This window comes from Rhizobium sp. S163 (assembly GCF_030380805.1).
GTDB lineage: Bacteria > Pseudomonadota > Alphaproteobacteria > Rhizobiales > Rhizobiaceae > Rhizobium.
The window spans coordinates 128,243-145,218 of sequence record NZ_JAUDSA010000018.1 but is presented as its reverse complement, the minus strand read 5'-3'; the positions used below and the strand labels follow the sequence as shown (position 1 = coordinate 145,218).

Genomic DNA, 16,976 nt, shown 5'->3' with positions numbered 1-16,976 from the left:
AGAGTTGGCGCCCGTTTGGCTAGGTCTGTCCGGGCGCCGGACGCTGGGGGGGCTATCGACCCCAGCGGCGGCCATCGGTCGACACGCCGAAGGTGTCGGGCCGGCGAGCATAGGACGAGAGGCCGGAGAGTGCGGCCAGCGGGTGGGTGACGACATAGGTCGGGATGGTCGAGAGCAGTGCCGTGTGCGGCGCCTTGTCCTCGAAACCGGCGCGAAACTCGGGCTTGCGCAGAGCGGCCAGGATCTTCTGGCTGATGCCGCCGGAAAGGAACACGCCGCCGCGGGCCATGAAAATCATCGCCATGTCGCCGGCAACGCGGCCGAGATAGGTCGAAAACAGCGAGATGGTCTCGACGGCGACCGGGTCGCTTTCGGCCAGCGCGTGCGAGGTGATATCAGCAGGGTCGCTGTATTTCGGCGCGATGCCATCGGCGGTGCAGATGGCGCGGTAGAGGTTGACGATGCCGCGACCGGAGAGGATCTGCTCGGCCGAGACGCGGCCCTCGATGGTTTCGACATAGGGGAAGATTTCGAGATCGCGCTTGCTGCGCGGCCCGAGATCGACGTGGCCGCCCTCGCCCGGAACCGGGATCCAGACGCCGCGCGCATGCACGAGGCCGCCGACGCCGAGCCCGGTGCCCGGTCCGAGCACGACGCGGGAGGCGACCATGTCCTCATGGGCGTCGGCATTGCCGAGGCGTTCGCGGTGTTCGGGGGCCAGATCGGAGATGGCCAGCGCCTGCGCTTCGAAATCGTTGACGACCAAGACATCCTCGATGCCCAGATTTTCGATCATCGATTTCGGACGCACGACCCAATCGCAATTGGTCAGCGGGATTTCGTCGTCGCTGATCGGGCCGGCAACCGCGAGGATCGCCGAACGCGGCTTGATGGCGCTCTTTTCCAGGATGGTGGCGCGGATGGCGTCGTCGATGGTCTTGAAATCGGCGGTGCGCACGTTCGGGAAATTGACCTGTTCGGCGTCGGCCGTCTCGATGATGGCGAAACGGGCATTGGTTCCGCCGATATCGCCGATCAGGATCGGGAAGGGCATGGAGGCGTCGCTGGTATCGAGCTGGTGCATGGCAGGTTCCGTTGTTGCGCGTTCGCGCGCCGCTTATGCGTGAAGATTGGCGATCAGCCTGTCGGCCGTGGCCTCGTTGAGTGCCATTGGGATATCATAGACGATCGCAAGGCGCATCAAGGCCTTGACGTCGACGTCGTGGGGCATGGGGGTCAGCGGGTCGACGAAGAAGATCAGCGCATCGACCTCGCCGGTGGCAATCAGCGCGCCGATCTGCTGGTCACCGCCGAGCGGGCCGCTTTTCAACCGAGTGACATCGAGCGAGGGAGCGGCATCGAGAACGCGGCCGCCGGTCGTACCCGTCGCGAAGATCGTCCAGTTCGCGTTGAGCGTCTCCTCGTTGCGGCGGGCGAATTCCGCCATGTCGTCCTTCTTCTGGTCATGCGCGATGAGCGCAAGGCACTTGCGGCCGGCCATCAGAAGCTCCCCCTCTAAATTCACTGGCATAATTCAATCGATTTGACCGCTTCTATACGAAGCGATCAGGGTTTTAAAGAGCGGTGTCGCGGTGTTCAACCGGGATCATTGCGCTGCTGGCTTGTCATCCGGGATGGGGCCGAGATCGGGCAACTCGTCGTCATTGGCGGCGGGCGGTGCGCCAATGGGCTGAGCGCGGAGCACTTCGGCAGCCGAGGGACCGCCATAGGTCGCGGCGCGCACGGAGGAGACGGCGGGAGCATCGAGAACCGCCTGGCAGGCCTTCGGCAGATCCGACACCATGACCTCGCGCGGCTTGACCGGCTTGGCATCCGGCTTCGGCGGCTTGGGCTTGGCCCAGGGCGCCGGGCTGAACCACCAGGCGAGCGACTTATCGCAACCATCGCCGGCCACCACGGGTGCCTGCGGCTTGCAATTGGCCGCACCCGGCGGGCACTTGATGCGGATGTGGAAGTGGGAATCGTGGCCGTATTCCGGGCGCAGCTTGCCGAGATTGGTACGATCGCCGGTCCAGGTGTCGCACATCTTCTTCTTGATCGCCGGATTGACGAAGATGCGCTCGACCTGCGGATAGCTCGCGGCGCGCATCAGGAGCCGGGCGTGAGCCGGCGTCCATACGTTCGGGTTGATCGTCAAAAACGCGTTCTTCTGCAGCATGGTCGTGAAGGGCAGCGCCTCGCGCTGTTCCGCCGTCATGCGGAAGTTGGGCATCGGCGTCAGCCAGATATCGGCATCGAGGCCGATCTGGTGCGAGGCGTGGCCAGTGATCATCGGGCCGCCGCGCGGCTGGGCGATATCGCCGACCAGCAGGCCCGGCCAGCCATCATATTTGGCGGCATCGCGCGACAGCTGCTCGATGGTGGAGAGCATCGCCGGATTGCCCCAGCGGCGATTGCGCGACAGGCGCATGGCCTGCCAGTTCGGACCATCGGTCGGAAGCGCCTCGGCGCCTGCCATGCAGCCCTTGGCGTAGAAGCCATAGGGTTGCGGAGCGCCTTGCGTCGGAAGCTGAACGCCACCGAAGATCGCCTTGGCGCTGCCGGGGCTCGGCTGTTTCTGCTGGGCGGCGACATCGCCGGCGATAAGGCTGGCGCCGATCGCAGTGGCCAGTGCCAGTTTACCGATTGAAGAGAGCGCCTGCGCGATGCGGAAAGCCATGCCGTATCCTGAACTGCTGCCGACCATAGTCGAGTGATTTGCACCCGTTTTACCGTGAAATGCGATTCTGGTGAATCGATGTTTTTCACGGGCGATTGCGAGACATCGCGTCGGCCGGCAGCGCCGCGCTCAGGTGTTGGCGAGGATGTCGGCGGTTTTGCGGATGCGCGACAGGCGCGGGAAGATCCGCTCGCAGGCAAAGGCATGCATCTCGGCGGTGAACGTCGTCATCGCATCCTCGGCGGCAATGACCGCGTAATTATGGGCGAACGCATCGCGGATCGTGGCCTCGACGCCGAAATTGGTGGCGATGCCGGTGAGAATGACGGTCCGGATGCCGCGACGGCGCAGCTGCAGGTCGAGCTCGCTGCCATAAAAGGCGCTCCATTGATGCTTGGTGATGCGCACATCCGGCGTCAGGTCAGCGATCTCCGGAGGCTCGCGCAGCGCCTCGTCCGGCAAGCCACCCTGTGGGAAGGCGATCGGTTCGTCGGTCGGCTGGTTGACAGCGTCGGCATAGTCCGCGGAAAATCCGATGGTGACGAAGACGGTCGTGCCGCCGGCTGCTTTCAGCGACTTGGCGATTGCGGCGGTGTTTTCGATCACCTGCTGAGCGGAATGAGGCGCGACGGGCCTGGAAATGATAAAGCCCTGCAGATCGATGGAGATCAGGGCGGTGGTCTTGGGATCGTAGAGGGACATGGAAGGCTCCGGAACAAACATGAGGATATCCTCGCAATTGGAAATATGAGGATGCACTCACAAAAATCAAGTGCCGATTCGATCGATCGTTCGCCGAAGCAGAAGCGCGGGCACGAGCGCGTTGCCATTCTGACCGAGGCGGCCGCCAAGGTTTTTCTTGAGAAGGGCTATGAGGCCGCGACGATGACGGAGATCGCCGCCGAGGCGAAATCCTCGATCGGCTCGCTCTACCAGTTCTTCCCGACCAAGCCGGTGCTGGCCGAAGCGCTGCATATCGAGCGGATGCGGCAGCTGAACGCCGCGCTGGTCGAGCTGCAAAACGAGGTCGACGGCAAGCGGGCGTCAGAGATCGGCGACGCGATCTTCGCGCGGCTTGGCGCCTTTCTGGAGCAGTACCGCGAATTTCCGGTGCTGGCCGCGCGGCGCGATATCCCCAAGGACCGCAAGGTGAAATCGCGGGCGGAGCTGCGCGGCAACATCAAGGCGCTATTGCAGAAGGCGAGCCCTCCTGTTGGAGACGATCTCGACCTTCTGTCGGCGCTGGTGCTCGAACTGCTGAGGATCATCGTGACGGCGGCGCACGATCCCGACATCGGCGGCGATCCGCGCATGGTGGCGGAGTTGCGGGGGATGCTGCGCAAAAGGCTGGAGGAAGCGACGGCCTGAGCAGCCGGGTTGCGCTCACATTTGCGCGAAGCCGGACAAAAAAGGTTGCGTCACCTGTTTTTCGCCAGCATTTCGCCTATCCTCGAAAAAGCGAAACAATTGGGGCTGGCGAATGGCGCGTGCGTGGTCGAGACTTGGTTTGGTGTTTTCTCTGTTGGGCGCTGCCGCCCTGCCCTTGCAGGCCGTCGCCCAGGAGCCGGTCTTCCGGATCGGAACCTCCACCATCGGCGAACTGAAATACAAGCCGGGCTTCAAGCATTTCGACTACGTCAACCCGGCTGCGCCGAAGGGCGGCAATCTGAGGCTTTCGGCATCCGGCACCTACGATACCTTCAACCCGCTGCTTTCCAAGGGGCAGGCCGCCGTCGGCCTGACGCTGCCGTTCGAGACGCTGATGAAATCGGCGGACGACGAGCTGCTCGCCTCGTATGGGCTGCTGGCGGAAGGGCTCTCCTTTCCCGATGACGTGTCGAGCGCGACCTTCCGGCTGCGCGCCGAGGCGAAATGGGCGGATGGCAAGCCTGTGACAGCAGAGGACGTGATCTTCAGCTTCGACAAGGTGAAGGAGCTGAACCCGCTCGCTTCCAACTATTACAAGCACGTGGTGAAGGCCGAGAAATCGGGCGATCGCGACGTGACCTTCACCTTCGACGAGAAGAACAACAAGGAACTGCCAAACATCCTCGGCCAGCTGGTGGTCGTGCCGAAGCACTGGTGGGAGGGCACCGGGGCTGACGGCAAGCCGCGCGATATCGCCAAGACCACGCTGGAACCTGTCATGGGCTCCGGCCCCTACAAGATCGCCGCCTTCACGGCAGGCGCCACGATCCGCTACGAGCTGCGCGACGACTATTGGGGCAAGGATCTCAACGTGAATGTCGGGCAGAACAATTTCGGCTCGATCAACTACACCTATTACGGCGACCGCGACGTGGAGTTCGAGGCCTTCCGCGCCGGCAACAGCGACTACTGGCAGGAGACGCTCGCGGCGCGCTGGGCGACCGGCTACGATTTCCCCGCAGTCAAGGAAGGCCGCGTGAAGAAGGAGGACGTGCCGAATGCGCTGCGCGCCACCGGCATCATGCAGGCCATGGTGCTGAACACCCGCCGCGACGCGTTCAAGGACGAGAAGGTGCGCGAGGCGCTGAACTATGCCTTCGACTTCGAGGAGCTGAACCGCACCGTCGCCTTCAACAGCTACAAGCGCATCGACAGCTATTTCTGGAACACCGAGCTCGCCTCCTCCGGTCTGCCTGAGGGGCGCGAGCTGGAGATCCTGAACGGCCTCAAGGACAAGCTTTCGCCTTCGGTCTTCACCACTGCCTATTCGAACCCTGTCGGCGGCGACTCGCAGAAGAGCCGCGACAACCTGCGCACGGCGATCAAGCTGCTGAAGGAAGCGGGCTGGGACATCAAGGGCAACCGCATGGTCAATAGCCAGACCGGCAAGCCGATGAGCTTCGAGATTCTGCTCTCCAGCCCCGTCTTCGAGCGCTGGGCGGTGCCCTACGCCAACAATCTCAAGAAGATCGGCATCGATGCGCGGGTGCGCACCGTGGACGCCTCGCAATATACCAACCGCGTGCGCAGCTTCGACTACGACGTGATCTGGAACGTGTGGGCCGAAACGATGAACCCCGGCAACGAGCAGGCCGACTACTGGGGCTCGGGTTCCGCCAACCAGCAGGGCTCGCGCAATTATTCTGGCATTTCCGACCCGGCGGTCGACGCGCTGATCCGCATGGTGATCTTCGCGCCAAACCGCGACGAGCAGGTGGCGTCGATCAAGGCGCTCGACCGTGTGCTGATGGCGGGCCACTATGTCGTGCCGCTGTTCTACCGCGACACGCAGTCGATCACCTACTGGAACACGATCACCCATCCGGCCGAATACCCGACCTACGCGACCGGTTTCCCCGACGTCTGGTGGTCGTCTTCCGCCAAGAAATGAGCGGACTTGCATTGGCCTGACGGCTGGGCTCCAAATGGGCCCACCGAATCACTTCGGACCATGATCAGCGCCGGGAAGTGCCGGCAGAGGAAGGCTTGACGATTGAGCGGCGATAGACTGGACAGCCTACGACAGAACTCCCCGGAGGCCGCTCGCTGATGGGAGCCTATATTCTTCGCCGCCTGCTTTTGATGATCCCGACCATTATCGGCATCATGGCCATCTCGTTCACCGTCATCCAGTTCGCGCCGGGCGGGCCTGTCGAGCAGGTGATCGCGCAGCTGACGGGCGACGCTCAAGGGGCGGACGCCCGCCTTTCGGGCGGCGGCGGCGACCTGATGGGGTCCGGCATGGATGAAGGCGGCTCGAAATATCGCGGCGCGCAGGGGCTCGATCCGGAGCTGATCAAGAAGCTCGAGAAGCAGTTCGGCTTCGACAAGCCGCCGCTGACGCGCTTCGGCGAGATGATGTGGAACTACATCCGCTTCGATTTCGGCGAGAGCTTCTTCCGCAACACCTCCGTTCTCGACCTGATCAAAGACAAGCTGCCGGTCTCTGCCTCGCTCGGCATCTGGATCATGATCTTTTCCTACGGCATCTCCATTCCGCTCGGCATTCGCAAGGCGGTGAAGGACGGCTCGACCTTCGACGTTTGGACCTCGGGCGTGATCATCATCGGCTATGCGGTTCCGAGCTTTCTGTTCGGTATCCTGCTGATCGTGCTTTTCGCCGGCGGATCCTTCTACGACTGGTTCCCGCTGCGCGGCCTCGTCTCCGACAATTTCGACCAGCTTGCGTGGTGGCAGAAGCCGCTCGACTATTTCTGGCACCTGGCGCTGCCGCTGATCTCGCTGTCGCTGGCGGCTTTCGCGACGACGACGCTGCTCACCAAGAACTCCTTCATCGAGGAGATCAAGAAGCAGTATGTGGTGACGGCGCGCGCCAAGGGGCTGAACGAGCGCAAGGTGCTCTACGGCCACGTGTTCCGCAACGCCATGCTGATCATCATCGCCGGCTTTCCCGGCGCCTTCATCTCCGCCTTCTTCACCGGCTCGCTGCTGATCGAGAATATCTTCTCGCTCGATGGGCTGGGGCGGCTCGGCTATCTCTCGGTGGTCAATCGTGACTATCCGATCGTGTTCGCGACGCTTTACATCTTCTCGCTGCTCGGCCTGTTCGTCAGCCTGATCTCCGACCTGATCTACACCTGGATAGATCCGCGCATCGACTTCGAGCGGAGGGACGTGTGATGGACACCGCCGCAAAGCCCGCGACCGCCACGCCCGTCAAGCCGCCGCGCAAGGGGCTGCTGTCGCCCACCAACATAAGGCGCTGGAAGAACTTCAAGGCCAACCGGCGCGGCTACTGGTCGCTCTGGCTGTTCCTTCTCATCTTCGGGCTCAGCCTGTTTGCCGAATTCATCGCCAACGACCGGCCGATCATCGCCTCCTACAAGGGCGAGATCCTGTTTCCCGTTCTCGTCAATTATCCCGAGGAGAAGTTCGGCGGATTCCTGGCCGAGACCGACTACCGCTCCGACGTGATCGCCGACGAGATCAAGGCCAATGGCTGGATGATCTGGCCGCCGATCCGCTATTCCTACCGCTCTGTGAACTCCAACATCCCGCACTCGGCGCCGACCGCACCCTTCTGGATGATGAGCGAGCAGGAGCGCTGCTCGGGCTATCCGCAAGGGGTGAACGACCCCAACTGCACCTGGAGCAACCTCAACTGGCTGGGCACCGACGACCAGGCGCGCGACGTGCTCGCCCGGGTGATCTATGGTTTCCGCATTTCGGTGCTGTTCGGGCTGGTGCTGACGATCTGCTCGGCCGTCGTCGGCGTCAGCGCCGGCGCGATCCAGGGCTATTTCGGTGGCTGGACCGATCTGCTGCTGCAGCGCTTCATCGAGATCTGGTCGTCGATGCCGGTGCTCTACATTCTCCTCATCATCGCCGCGATCCTGCCGCCGGGCTTCTTCGTGCTGCTCGGGATCATGCTGCTGTTCTCATGGGTCGGCTTCGTGGGCGTGGTGCGCGCGGAGTTCCTGAGAGCCCGCAATTTCGAATATGTCCGTGCAGCACGCGCGCTTGGCGTCGGCAACCGCACGATCATGTGGCGGCACCTTTTGCCGAACGCGATGGTGGCGACGCTCACCTTCCTGCCCTTCATCCTCTCCGGCTCGATCACCACGCTGACCTCGCTCGACTTCCTCGGCTTCGGCATGCCGCCAGGCTCACCCTCGCTCGGCGAGATGATCGCCCAGGGCAAAGCCAACCTGCAGGCGCCGTGGCTGGGACTGACGGCATTCTTCGCGATGTCGATCATGCTGTCGCTGTTGATCTTCATAGGCGAGGCGGTGCGCGATGCGTTCGATCCGAGAAAGACCTTCGGATGAGGGCGGCCTCGTCATGGCAGGGGTTTGCGGGTAGAGTTGATTTTTACGCAACTTTTGGAGCGTGACCGCGATGAACAAGATTGTGCGTGATCATTATCCTGTCGCCAACCTTCCTGAGGATTTGAGGGAGGGATTTGCCGACGATGCTACGGTGCGTGTCGTGCTTGAGGTCGAGGATAAAGCCTCCTCTGAGCACGATATCTACCCCGGTCTGCGCGATTTCCAGACTGAGCCCAAGAAGCCACTCACCGGTGCCGAACTTATTAAGCTGATCGAGGATTATCAGGCTCTTGGCCACCCCCCCGTCAGCGAGGAAGAAGCCGTCGCTCGCATACGCGAATTGCGTGACGAGTGGGACTACTGATGCCCGCGATAAAGAAGATCTACATTGACACCAATATCTTTATCCTGGCGTTCGAAAATGCTGGCATGGCCACGCAACTGCTGAGAAAGCTTTTCGCGATCAAAAGCAAAAGGCCGCTCTTTGCTACAAGCGAACTGACCCTCTCGGAGCTGCTGGTCAGGCCCTTTCGTGACGCCAACAGCAGACTGGTCGATGCATATGATAGAACGATCGTCTCAAGTCCCTGGCTTGACGTCGTTCCAGTCGGAAAACCCGTTCTTCGGCATGCCGCACTATTGAGGGCGAACTACCCAAGCTTGAAGTTGCCCGATGCCATTCATGTTTCGACGGCCTTGGCAACGGAATGCACGCATATACTGACAAGCGACACCGGCTTGAAGCATGACTACGAAATCAAGGGTGCGGACGCGGCACCAAAGCGTTCACCCCTCACCACTCTCCGCCCCGACGACGCCACCCTGACCTCCCTGATCGAGAGCCTGTCCTGATGTCCGAACCCTTGCTGTCCGTCCGCAATCTTTCCGTCGCCTTTCACCAGGGGGGCGCGACATCGGTGGCTGTCGATGGCATTTCCTTCGATGTCAACAAGGGCGAGGTGGTGGCGCTGGTGGGAGAGTCCGGCTCGGGGAAATCGGTGTCGGCCAATTCGATCCTGCGGCTGCTCCCCTACCCCTCGGCCAGCCATCCCTCCGGCGAGATCCTGTTTAAGGGCAAGGATCTCCTGAAAGCATCCGACAAGGTGCTGCGCGAGGTGCGTGGCAACGACATCACGATGATCTTCCAGGAGCCGATGACCTCGCTCAACCCGCTGCACAATATCGAGAAGCAGATCGCCGAGATTTTAGAGCTGCACCAGGGGATCAAAGGACAGGCGGCGCGCACCCGGGTGCTGGAGCTCTTGAACCAAGTGGGGATTCGCGAGCCGGAAAAGCGGCTGAAGGCCTATCCGCACGAGCTCTCGGGCGGTCAGCGGCAGCGTGTGATGATCGCCATGGCGCTGGCCAACCGGCCGGAACTGCTGATTGCCGACGAGCCTACGACGGCGCTCGATGTCACCGTGCAGGCGCAGATCCTTGAGCTCTTGCGACAGCTGAAGGGCCAGCACGGCATGTCGATGCTGTTCATCACCCACGACCTCGGCATCGTGCGCAAGTTCGCCGACCGGGTCTGCGTGATGACCAAGGGCAAGATCGTCGAGACCGGGACGGTCGAGGAGGTCTTCACCAATCCGCAGCATCAATATACCCGCCACCTGCTCGCCTCCGAGCCGCGCGGCGAGCCGCCGCTTGCCGACAGCTCCAAGCCGATCGTGATGCAGGGATCGGACATCAAGGTCTGGTTCCCGATCAAGGCGGGGCTGATGCGCAAGGTGGTGGATCATGTGAAGGCGGTCGACGGGATCGACCTTTCGCTGCGCGCCGGGCAGACGCTGGGTGTGGTCGGCGAATCCGGATCAGGCAAGACAACGCTCGGGCTGGCGCTCACCCGGCTGATTTCCTCGCAGGGGCGGATCAGCTTCGTCGGCAAGGACATAGCCAGCTATTCATTCACCGAGATGCGTCCGCTGCGCAACCAGTTGCAGGTGGTGTTTCAGGACCCTTACGGCTCGCTCAGCCCGCGCATGTCGGTCGGCGACATCATCGCCGAGGGGCTGAAGGTGCATGAGGGTAGTCTTTCCTATGAGGAGCGCGACCGGCGCGTCTGCTGGGCGCTGGAGGAAGTGGGGCTCGATCCCACCACTCGTTGGCGCTATCCGCACGAATTTTCCGGCGGCCAGCGGCAGCGTATCGCCATTGCCCGCGCCATGGTGCTGAAGCCGCGCTTCGTGATGCTCGACGAGCCGACATCGGCGCTCGACATGAGCGTTCAGGCGCAGGTGGTCGATCTTCTGCGCGACCTGCAGCAGAAGCACGATCTCGCCTATCTCTTCATCAGCCACGATCTCAAGGTGGTGAAGGCGCTCGCCAACGAGGTGATCGTGATGCGCTTCGGCAAGGTGGTGGAGCAGGGGCCATCGGCCGATATTTTCCGCGCGCCGAAGGACGACTATACCAAGGCGCTGATGGCGGCGGCCTTCAACATCGAGGCGCGGCCCACGCCCGCAGTGCAACACTAACGACATCAGAGCCCAGACACCATGTCAGCTTTTAAGCCAGCCCCCATTCTCGTCGATCTCAAGTTCAATCCCGATACCGTCGCGCGCATCCTGAAGACAGCTTTTCTCGATCGCGGCAGCATCAATATCGCCGATCCCGAGACGAAGGGCCGGGATCTTTCCGATCTCGACTACGCGCTTCTGTGGAAGCCGGATGCGGATCTCTTCGAACGGGCGCCAAACCTGAAGGTGATCTTCTCGGGCGGCGCGGGGGTCGACAGCTTCATGAACCTGCCCGGCCTTCCCGATGTGCCGATCGTGCGCTTCGTCGACCACAGCCTGACGACGCGGATGAGCGAATGGGTGGTGATGCAGTGTCTGATGCATCAGCGTGGGCAGGCAGAGCACGACCGATTGCAGCGCCGGCGCGAATGGGGCAGCGACGTGGCGCCGGAGGCATCGGAACTTACCGTCGGCGTCATGGGTCTCGGCGTGCTCGGCCAGGATGCCGTCAGGAAGCTGACGGTCATGGGCTTCAACGTCATCGGCTGGTCGCGCACAGCTAAGCAAATCGATGGCATCGAGACATTCGACGCAAGCGGGCTCGACGCCTTTCTTTCGAAGACCGACATCCTCGTCGGCCTGCTGCCGCTGACGCCGGAGACGACGAAATTCTATAACGCCGCGCTGTTTTCCAAGCTCCGCCAGGGTGGCGCGCTTGGAAAGCCGGTGTTCATCAATGCCGGGCGCGGCAAGAGCCAGGTCGAGGCCGATATCGTCTCGGCGATCGAAACCGGCGTGCTTGGCGGCGCTTCGCTCGATGTCTTCGAGGTCGAGCCGCTGCCTTCGGAAAGCCCGCTATGGGACCTGCCTGGTGTCTTCATCACGCCGCATGATGCAGCGAGTTCAGAGGAGAATGCGCTGTTTCGGCATGTGGAGCGGCAGATCGCCCGCTTCGAGCAAGGCCAGCCGCTGCAATATGTGGTCGACCGCGACCGCGGTTACTGAGGCGGGAACCATCGTTGCCGGTGGCCGTTTCTTTTCCTGATGTTTGAAGGGCGGCCGATGCCGCCCGGTTTGGGAAGGGGCAAGCATGGTCGAACGGATCGAGAGACCGTGGAGCGAAGGCGGCCACCGCGAAGAGACGCCACAAGAAGCGATGGCTGGGCGGACCAAACGGAAGTCGCCGACCAGCGTCCGCATCTTACGCATGCTGATCGCGGCCCTGCTTCTGGCGTTCGCCGTCTGGATTCCCGTGGAAATCTGGAGCCGCTATCACCTGCCGCAGCCTGACGAGCCCACGCATGCGGAGCCCGCTCCGGCGCAAGGCGGCGGCGGGCAGTCCGGCACGGAAGCGCCGACGCCTGCCGGGCGGGCAAACGCGCCGCAGACAAACGCGCAGTAGGCTGGGCCGGCGCTTGCCCCGGCTTTCGGGCAAATGGCGGGTTCTTATTTGTTCTGGACATTACCGGCACAGTTTTCGATAAGAAAGCGCACAGGCCGGTTGTCGTGCGCCTCTCTCGGCGCCTGCACCCGGATTGGATAGGGTGGAATCGATGGCGAAGACAGATATTGCACGGCGCGTTTACAACCACGCTTGGAAACTCGACCCGATCGTCCGCAGCCTGATCGACACGGACTTCTACAAGCTGTTGATGCTGCAGATGATCTGGAAGCTCTATCCCGACGTCAACGCCACCTTCACCGTCATCAACCGCACCAAGCGGGTGCTGCTTGCCGAGGAGATCGACGAGGGGGAACTGCGCGCGCAGCTCGACCATGCGCGCACGCTTAGGCTCTCCAAGAAGGAGATGATCTGGCTGGCGGGTAACAGCTTCTACGGCCGCGCGCAGATCTTCGAGCCCGAGTTCCTGGCCTGGCTGTCGCATTTCCAGCTGCCGGAATACGAGCTTTCGAAGCGCGATGGACAATACAGGCTGGATTTCCACGGTTCGTGGAAAGAGACCACGATGTGGGAAATTCCGGCACTCGCGATCATCAACGAGCTGCGCTCGCGCTCAGCGCTACGCGCGCTCGGGCCGTTCACGCTCGATGTGCTCTATGCCCGCGCCAAGGCGCGCATGTGGGAGAAGGTCGAGCGGCTGCGCGAACTGCCGGGACTGCGCATCTCAGATTTCGGCACGCGGCGGCGCCACAGCTTCCTGTGGCAGCGCTGGTGCGTCGAGGCCCTGAAGGAAGGCATCGGTGCGGGCTTTACCGGCACCAGCAACGTGCTGCTCGCCATGGACAACGACCTCGAGGCCGTCGGCACCAACGCGCATGAGCTGCCGATGGTGGCGGCCGCGCTTGCCGAGAGCGACGATGAGCTTCGCAACGCGCCCTACAAGGTGCTGCGCGACTGGAACAAGCTTTACGGCGGCAACCTCTTGATCGTGCTGCCCGACGCCTTCGGCACCGCAGCCTTCCTGCGCGACGCGCCGGAATGGGTGGCGGATTGGACGGGTTTCCGTCCCGACAGCGCGCCCCCGATCGAAGGCGGCGAGAAGATCATCGAATGGTGGAAGAAGATGGGGCGCGATCCCCGCCAGAAGATGCTGATCTTCTCCGACGGTATGGATGTCGATGCGATCATCGACACCTACAAGCATTTCGAGGGCCGCGTGCGGATGAGCTTCGGCTGGGGCACCAACCTTACCAACGACTTCGCCGGCTGCGCGCCGACCGAGATTTCCGGCCTCAACCCGATCTCGATCGTCTGCAAGGTCAGCGACGCCAACGGCCGTCCGGCTGTCAAGCTCTCCGACAACCCGCAGAAGGCGACCGGCGAGCCTGCCGAGGTCGAGCGCTATCTAAAATTCTTCGGTACCGAGGATCTGGTCGATCAGGCCGTTCTGGTCTGAGACGCATCTTGCCAGGCATGTGCTTTGGGGATGAGGGAACGGCCACGTGATCTCGTGACAGCGACGTGACGTCAATCTGCCGCCCGACCCCGTTCTTAAGTTAACGGCAGTCGCGTTCCGACGCTGCGTTTATAGCATATTTGCGGGGATGCAAGGCGGCAGGTCGTGCTTGCTCGTGATCCCGATCATTCTAGCCGAACGGGCGCCTCGCTCTCGGGCGCCCGTAGCCGGCTTACTTGACGACAAGGATGGCCTTGCCGCGGACCCTGTCGTAGAGGTCGATGATATCCTGGTTGAACATGCGCACGCAGCCGGAAGAGGCGTTCTTGCCGATCGAGCGCCATTCCGGCGAGCCGTGGATGCGATAGAGCGTGTCCTGGCCATCCTGGAAGATATAGAGCGCGCGGGCGCCAAGCGGATTGCTGAGCCCCGGTGGCATGCCCTCTTTCCACTCGCTGAGCTTGGGATTGCGGCCTATCATCGCCGGCGTCGGCGTCCAGGTCGGCCATTTGCGCTTCCACTGGATCACAGCCCGCCCCTTCCAGGCGCGACCCTGGGCGCCGAGGCTGACGCCATAGCGGACCGCCCGGTCGTTCTTCAGAATGAAATAGAGGAACTTGGTCTCGGTATCGACGACGATCGAGCCCGGTGGCTCGTCGCTATGATAATCGACCTCCTGGCGAAGATAGCGCGGATCGACCTCTGAATAGCTGATCGCCGGCAGCCGATAGCCGCTGTCGTCGAGATCGGCGTAGATCAGCGGATAATCCGGCTTGTCGACCGGGCGCTCCGGCTGCGACACGGCGGCCTCGGCGACGGGTGCTGCGGCCTCGACGGCCGGCGGCTTGGGCATGGCGACATCGACAGGCTGGGAAGGAAGCTGCGTGCAGGCCGCAAGCAGCGAAACGCCGGCCGCCGCGACAAGCGGCCGAAGAATGGAGAGGCTATGCAATTTCAGGGTATCCAATGCGAGAGGTAAGCTGTGATCCCTCTCCCTGGCCGGGCATCGGTGACCAAATTGTGTTCGCGGAGGGAAATACAGAGGGGGCCCGGGAGCTTCGGCGCGGGGCTGTTGGCGGAATGCAACAGGGTGGCGAAGTGCTGGGCGTAGGGCGCAAAAAGCCAGCGTTGACTAACGGATCACACGTCGTTGGGGAGACGGAGATAGCAGCATCGATTTCCGAGGAAATGGCGGACAAGGTGGGATTCGAACCCACGGTACGCTTTCACGTACACACGCGTTCCAGGCGTGCGCCTTAAACCACTCGGCCACCTGTCCTTGATTGCCGATCCGCATCGCTTGATGCAAATCGTTGGAACGGCGCGATATATACCGAGGAATTTTCAGGGATCAACCTAAATCTAACAGTTTTTTGACTTCTTCCAGCAAAAGTGCCGGAATGCGGTCCATTGCGGTTCCGGCGGCAGGGCACTAGTGTCTTGATGTCTTGGAGAATGGGCGCAACTGGCCGGGCCAAATCCGGCGGATCGGTGGCGGAGAGTGTAATGCGTTTCCTTTTGCGTTTGGCGAGCCTGATCGCGCTGGCGGTTGCGGTGATTGCCGGAACGATCGACAGCATCCAGTCCGTGGCGGCATCCTCCGTCGTCATCACGCCGATGGGCGACGCCTGGCAGGACATGAGCGCATCCTCCTTCGAGGCGCTGCAATCGACCATCGCCTACTATATCCACCCCCGCTTCTACACGATCGCCTTCCAGTGGCTGATGATGCAGCCGGCTTTCGCGGTGTTTCTCGTGCTTTCGCTGTTGCTGTGGATGGCGGGGTATAAGAAGCCGCCGGTGGCTGGCCGTTTCGCGGCTTAGGCGAGACGCCGGTCTCAGGCATGCTTGTCCACATTTATGCTACCTGACGTGGCGGTGAACGCCCTTTGGCGGCCATGCGCGCATGATGCGGACACGAGGCGCATCGCGGCTGGAGGTGCATGGCGGCGTCTCAAATGGCTAGAAAAATCGCATTTTAGCGGTGCTTTTGCGTAAAAAACGATTGCGCTGGCCGGTTTTTACGCAAAGTCGGTGATTTTTTACCAGCCGAAAAATTTCTCGTGAATTTTCATTGGAGCCATGCAAGGATGCGGCAAGCCAGGCCTCCGGGGGGAGGTCGGTGGTTCCGCAGACATGCCTGAAAACGGGCTTGCGGGAGGACCCCTAACAAATAGCAACAACAGGGCTGCACAATGAAAAAATCCCTTCTGACCGTCCTTGCCGTGGCTGCCATGTCCACGACGGCGCTCGCTGCCGACGTCAAGCCGGCACTGGTCTACGGCACCGGCGGAAAGTTCGACAAGTCGTTCAACGAAGCCGCCTACAATGGCGCCGAGAAGTTCAAGAAGGAAACCGGTATCGCCTACCGCGATTTTGAGCCGACCGGCGACACGCAGGGCGAACAGGCCATCCGCAACTTCGCCAGCCGCGGCTTCAACCCGGTTGTTGCCGTATCCTTCGCCTGGACCTCGGCGATCGAAAAGGTTGCCGCCGAATTCCCGGACACCAAGTTCATCATCGTTGACGCCGTTGTCGACAAGCCGAACGTCCGCTCGGTCGTCTACAAGGAAGAAGAAGGTTCGTACCTCGTCGGCGTTCTCGCCGGCATGGCATCCAAGACCGGCAAGGTCGGCTTCGTCGGCGGCATGGACATTCCGCTGATCCGCAAGTTCGAGTGCGGTTACGAGCAGGGCGCACGCGCTGCCAACGCCAAGATGGAAGTGTTCCAGAACATGACCGGCACGACGGGTGCTGCATGGAACGACCCGGTTCGCGGCGGTGAGCTCACCAAGAACCAGATCGACCAGGGCGCCGACGTGATCTACGCGGCAGCCGGCGCAACCGGTCTCGGCGTTCTGCAGACCGCCGCCGACAACAAGAAGTTCTCGATCGGCGTCGATTCGAACCAGAACCACCTGCATCCGGGCTCGGTCCTGACCTCGATGGTCAAGCGCGTCGACCTCGCGGTCTACAACGCCTACACCGACACCAAGGCCGACAAGTTCACCGGCGGCGTGCAGTCGCTCGGCGTCAAGGAAGACGGCGTTGCTGCTGCCATCGACGACAACAACAAGGCGCTGATCACGCCTGAAATGCTGGCCGCCGTCGAAAAGGCCAAGGCAGACATCATCGCGGGCACCGTCAAGGTTCACGATTACACCTCGGACAACGCCTGCCCGAAGTGATCCGCGCCTGAAATTGGGCGTATGGCGGAATTGATTTTCGCCATACGCCCTTTTCGTATCTGGAGCCTGCT

17 protein-coding genes and 1 tRNA gene are annotated in these 16,976 nt (G+C 62.2%); 12 read left to right on the top strand and 6 right to left on the bottom strand.

What is annotated here, in order from left to right; genetic code table 11:
* Positions 1–52: 52 nt before the first annotated feature.
* The 4 genes from QTL96_RS16215 to QTL96_RS16200 all read right to left on the bottom strand — a co-directional run bounded on the left by QTL96_RS16215 (position 53) and on the right by QTL96_RS16200 (position 3,382).
* Complete coding sequence (locus QTL96_RS16215; RefSeq protein ID WP_018899218.1) at positions 53–1,084, bottom strand: glucokinase; 1,032 nt, start codon at positions 1,082–1,084, stop codon at positions 53–55.
* A gap of 33 nt (positions 1,085–1,117) precedes the next feature.
* Complete coding sequence (locus QTL96_RS16210) at positions 1,118–1,501, bottom strand: methylglyoxal synthase (protein ID WP_289728413.1); 384 nt, start codon at positions 1,499–1,501, stop codon at positions 1,118–1,120.
* Positions 1,502–1,606: 105 nt separating this feature from the next.
* A complete protein-coding gene (gene mepA, locus QTL96_RS16205; RefSeq protein ID WP_289728412.1) occupies positions 1,607–2,680 on the bottom strand; it encodes a penicillin-insensitive murein endopeptidase in 1,074 nt (357 codons plus the stop codon).
* Between the two features lie 129 nt (positions 2,681–2,809).
* On the bottom strand, positions 2,810–3,382 hold the full coding sequence (locus QTL96_RS16200) for a hydrolase (RefSeq protein WP_289728411.1): 573 nt from the start codon (positions 3,380–3,382) through the stop codon (positions 2,810–2,812).
* Between the two features lie 51 nt (positions 3,383–3,433).
* Between QTL96_RS16200 and QTL96_RS16195 the strand changes: the two genes are divergently transcribed.
* From QTL96_RS16195 to pncB, 10 genes are all read left to right on the top strand, one after another.
* Positions 3,434–4,048 (top strand): TetR/AcrR family transcriptional regulator, encoded by a 615-nt coding sequence (locus QTL96_RS16195; RefSeq protein ID WP_289728410.1) that lies wholly within the window; start codon positions 3,434–3,436, stop codon positions 4,046–4,048.
* 112 nt (positions 4,049–4,160) lie between these two features.
* Positions 4,161–5,999, top strand: coding sequence for an extracellular solute-binding protein (locus tag QTL96_RS16190; RefSeq protein WP_289728409.1), 1,839 nt, complete (start codon positions 4,161–4,163; stop codon positions 5,997–5,999).
* 158 nt (positions 6,000–6,157) lie between these two features.
* Positions 6,158–7,249 carry a microcin C ABC transporter permease YejB gene (locus QTL96_RS16185; RefSeq protein WP_111563118.1) on the top strand — a complete coding sequence of 364 codons (1,092 nt, stop codon included), beginning with the start codon at positions 6,158–6,160 and terminating at the stop codon, positions 7,247–7,249.
* Positions 7,249–8,397 (top strand): ABC transporter permease, encoded by a 1,149-nt coding sequence (locus QTL96_RS16180; protein ID WP_112945172.1) that lies wholly within the window; start codon positions 7,249–7,251, stop codon positions 8,395–8,397. The genes QTL96_RS16185 and QTL96_RS16180 overlap by 1 nt, the downstream gene beginning before the upstream one ends.
* Before the next feature lie 70 nt (positions 8,398–8,467).
* Positions 8,468–8,761: a hypothetical protein gene (locus QTL96_RS16175; protein WP_209188744.1), complete on the top strand. Its 294-nt coding sequence runs from the start codon at positions 8,468–8,470 to the stop codon at positions 8,759–8,761.
* A complete protein-coding gene (locus QTL96_RS16170; protein WP_289728408.1) occupies positions 8,761–9,249 on the top strand; it encodes a type II toxin-antitoxin system VapC family toxin in 489 nt (162 codons plus the stop codon). The genes QTL96_RS16175 and QTL96_RS16170 overlap by 1 nt, the downstream gene beginning before the upstream one ends.
* Entirely contained in the window at positions 9,249–10,877 is a 1,629-nt protein-coding gene (locus QTL96_RS16165; RefSeq protein ID WP_289728407.1) for an ABC transporter ATP-binding protein, read from the top strand. Before QTL96_RS16170 ends, QTL96_RS16165 begins: the two co-directional genes overlap by 1 nt.
* Positions 10,878–10,898: 21 nt before the next feature.
* Positions 10,899–11,864, top strand: coding sequence for a glyoxylate/hydroxypyruvate reductase A (locus QTL96_RS16160; protein WP_289728406.1), 966 nt, complete (start codon positions 10,899–10,901; stop codon positions 11,862–11,864).
* Between the two features lie 85 nt (positions 11,865–11,949).
* Entirely contained in the window at positions 11,950–12,261 is a 312-nt protein-coding gene (locus tag QTL96_RS16155) for a hypothetical protein (RefSeq protein ID WP_289728405.1), read from the top strand.
* Between the two features lie 151 nt (positions 12,262–12,412).
* Positions 12,413–13,717 (top strand): nicotinate phosphoribosyltransferase, encoded by a 1,305-nt coding sequence (pncB, locus tag QTL96_RS16150; protein ID WP_289728404.1) that lies wholly within the window; start codon positions 12,413–12,415, stop codon positions 13,715–13,717.
* A gap of 232 nt (positions 13,718–13,949) precedes the next feature.
* Here the strand turns inward: pncB and QTL96_RS16145 are convergent, their stop codons facing one another.
* Complete coding sequence (locus QTL96_RS16145) at positions 13,950–14,669, bottom strand: L,D-transpeptidase (RefSeq protein WP_289728403.1); 720 nt, start codon at positions 14,667–14,669, stop codon at positions 13,950–13,952.
* Between the two features lie 237 nt (positions 14,670–14,906).
* Positions 14,907–14,996: transfer RNA gene (locus tag QTL96_RS16140), tRNA-Ser, on the bottom strand.
* 227 nt (positions 14,997–15,223) lie between these two features.
* On the opposite strand from QTL96_RS16140, the gene QTL96_RS16135 reads away from it, so the two are divergent.
* Both QTL96_RS16135 and QTL96_RS16130 read left to right on the top strand, forming a co-directional pair.
* On the top strand, positions 15,224–15,541 hold the full coding sequence (locus QTL96_RS16135; RefSeq protein ID WP_018899203.1) for a hypothetical protein: 318 nt from the start codon (positions 15,224–15,226) through the stop codon (positions 15,539–15,541).
* Between the two features lie 371 nt (positions 15,542–15,912).
* Complete coding sequence (locus QTL96_RS16130) at positions 15,913–16,905, top strand: BMP family ABC transporter substrate-binding protein (RefSeq protein WP_018899202.1); 993 nt, start codon at positions 15,913–15,915, stop codon at positions 16,903–16,905.
* The last annotated feature ends 71 nt before the right edge of the window (positions 16,906–16,976 follow it).

What these genes read in the sequence shown, in the direction of transcription:
- mepA (WP_289728412.1), bottom strand. Translation starts at nt 2,680, where the DNA reads ATGGCTTTCCGCATCGCGCAGGCGCTCTCTTCAATCGGTAAACTGGCA.
- QTL96_RS16170 (WP_289728408.1), top strand. Translation starts at nt 8,761, where the DNA reads ATGCCCGCGATAAAGAAGATCTACATTGACACCAATATCTTTATCCTG.
- QTL96_RS16165 (WP_289728407.1), top strand. Translation starts at nt 9,249, where the DNA reads ATGTCCGAACCCTTGCTGTCCGTCCGCAATCTTTCCGTCGCCTTTCAC.
- QTL96_RS16215 (WP_018899218.1), bottom strand. Translation starts at nt 1,084, where the DNA reads ATGCACCAGCTCGATACCAGCGACGCCTCCATGCCCTTCCCGATCCTG.
- QTL96_RS16210 (WP_289728413.1), bottom strand. Translation starts at nt 1,501, where the DNA reads ATGGCCGGCCGCAAGTGCCTTGCGCTCATCGCGCATGACCAGAAGAAG.
- pncB (WP_289728404.1), top strand. Translation starts at nt 12,413, where the DNA reads ATGGCGAAGACAGATATTGCACGGCGCGTTTACAACCACGCTTGGAAA.
- QTL96_RS16185 (WP_111563118.1), top strand. Translation starts at nt 6,158, where the DNA reads ATGGGAGCCTATATTCTTCGCCGCCTGCTTTTGATGATCCCGACCATT.
- QTL96_RS16195 (WP_289728410.1), top strand. Translation starts at nt 3,434, where the DNA reads ATGCACTCACAAAAATCAAGTGCCGATTCGATCGATCGTTCGCCGAAG.
- QTL96_RS16130 (WP_018899202.1), top strand. Translation starts at nt 15,913, where the DNA reads ATGAAAAAATCCCTTCTGACCGTCCTTGCCGTGGCTGCCATGTCCACG.
- QTL96_RS16180 (WP_112945172.1), top strand. Translation starts at nt 7,249, where the DNA reads ATGGACACCGCCGCAAAGCCCGCGACCGCCACGCCCGTCAAGCCGCCG.
- QTL96_RS16190 (WP_289728409.1), top strand. Translation starts at nt 4,161, where the DNA reads ATGGCGCGTGCGTGGTCGAGACTTGGTTTGGTGTTTTCTCTGTTGGGC.
- QTL96_RS16155 (WP_289728405.1), top strand. Translation starts at nt 11,950, where the DNA reads ATGGTCGAACGGATCGAGAGACCGTGGAGCGAAGGCGGCCACCGCGAA.
- QTL96_RS16160 (WP_289728406.1), top strand. Translation starts at nt 10,899, where the DNA reads ATGTCAGCTTTTAAGCCAGCCCCCATTCTCGTCGATCTCAAGTTCAAT.
- QTL96_RS16135 (WP_018899203.1), top strand. Translation starts at nt 15,224, where the DNA reads ATGCGTTTCCTTTTGCGTTTGGCGAGCCTGATCGCGCTGGCGGTTGCG.
- QTL96_RS16200 (WP_289728411.1), bottom strand. Translation starts at nt 3,382, where the DNA reads ATGTCCCTCTACGATCCCAAGACCACCGCCCTGATCTCCATCGATCTG.
- QTL96_RS16175 (WP_209188744.1), top strand. Translation starts at nt 8,468, where the DNA reads ATGAACAAGATTGTGCGTGATCATTATCCTGTCGCCAACCTTCCTGAG.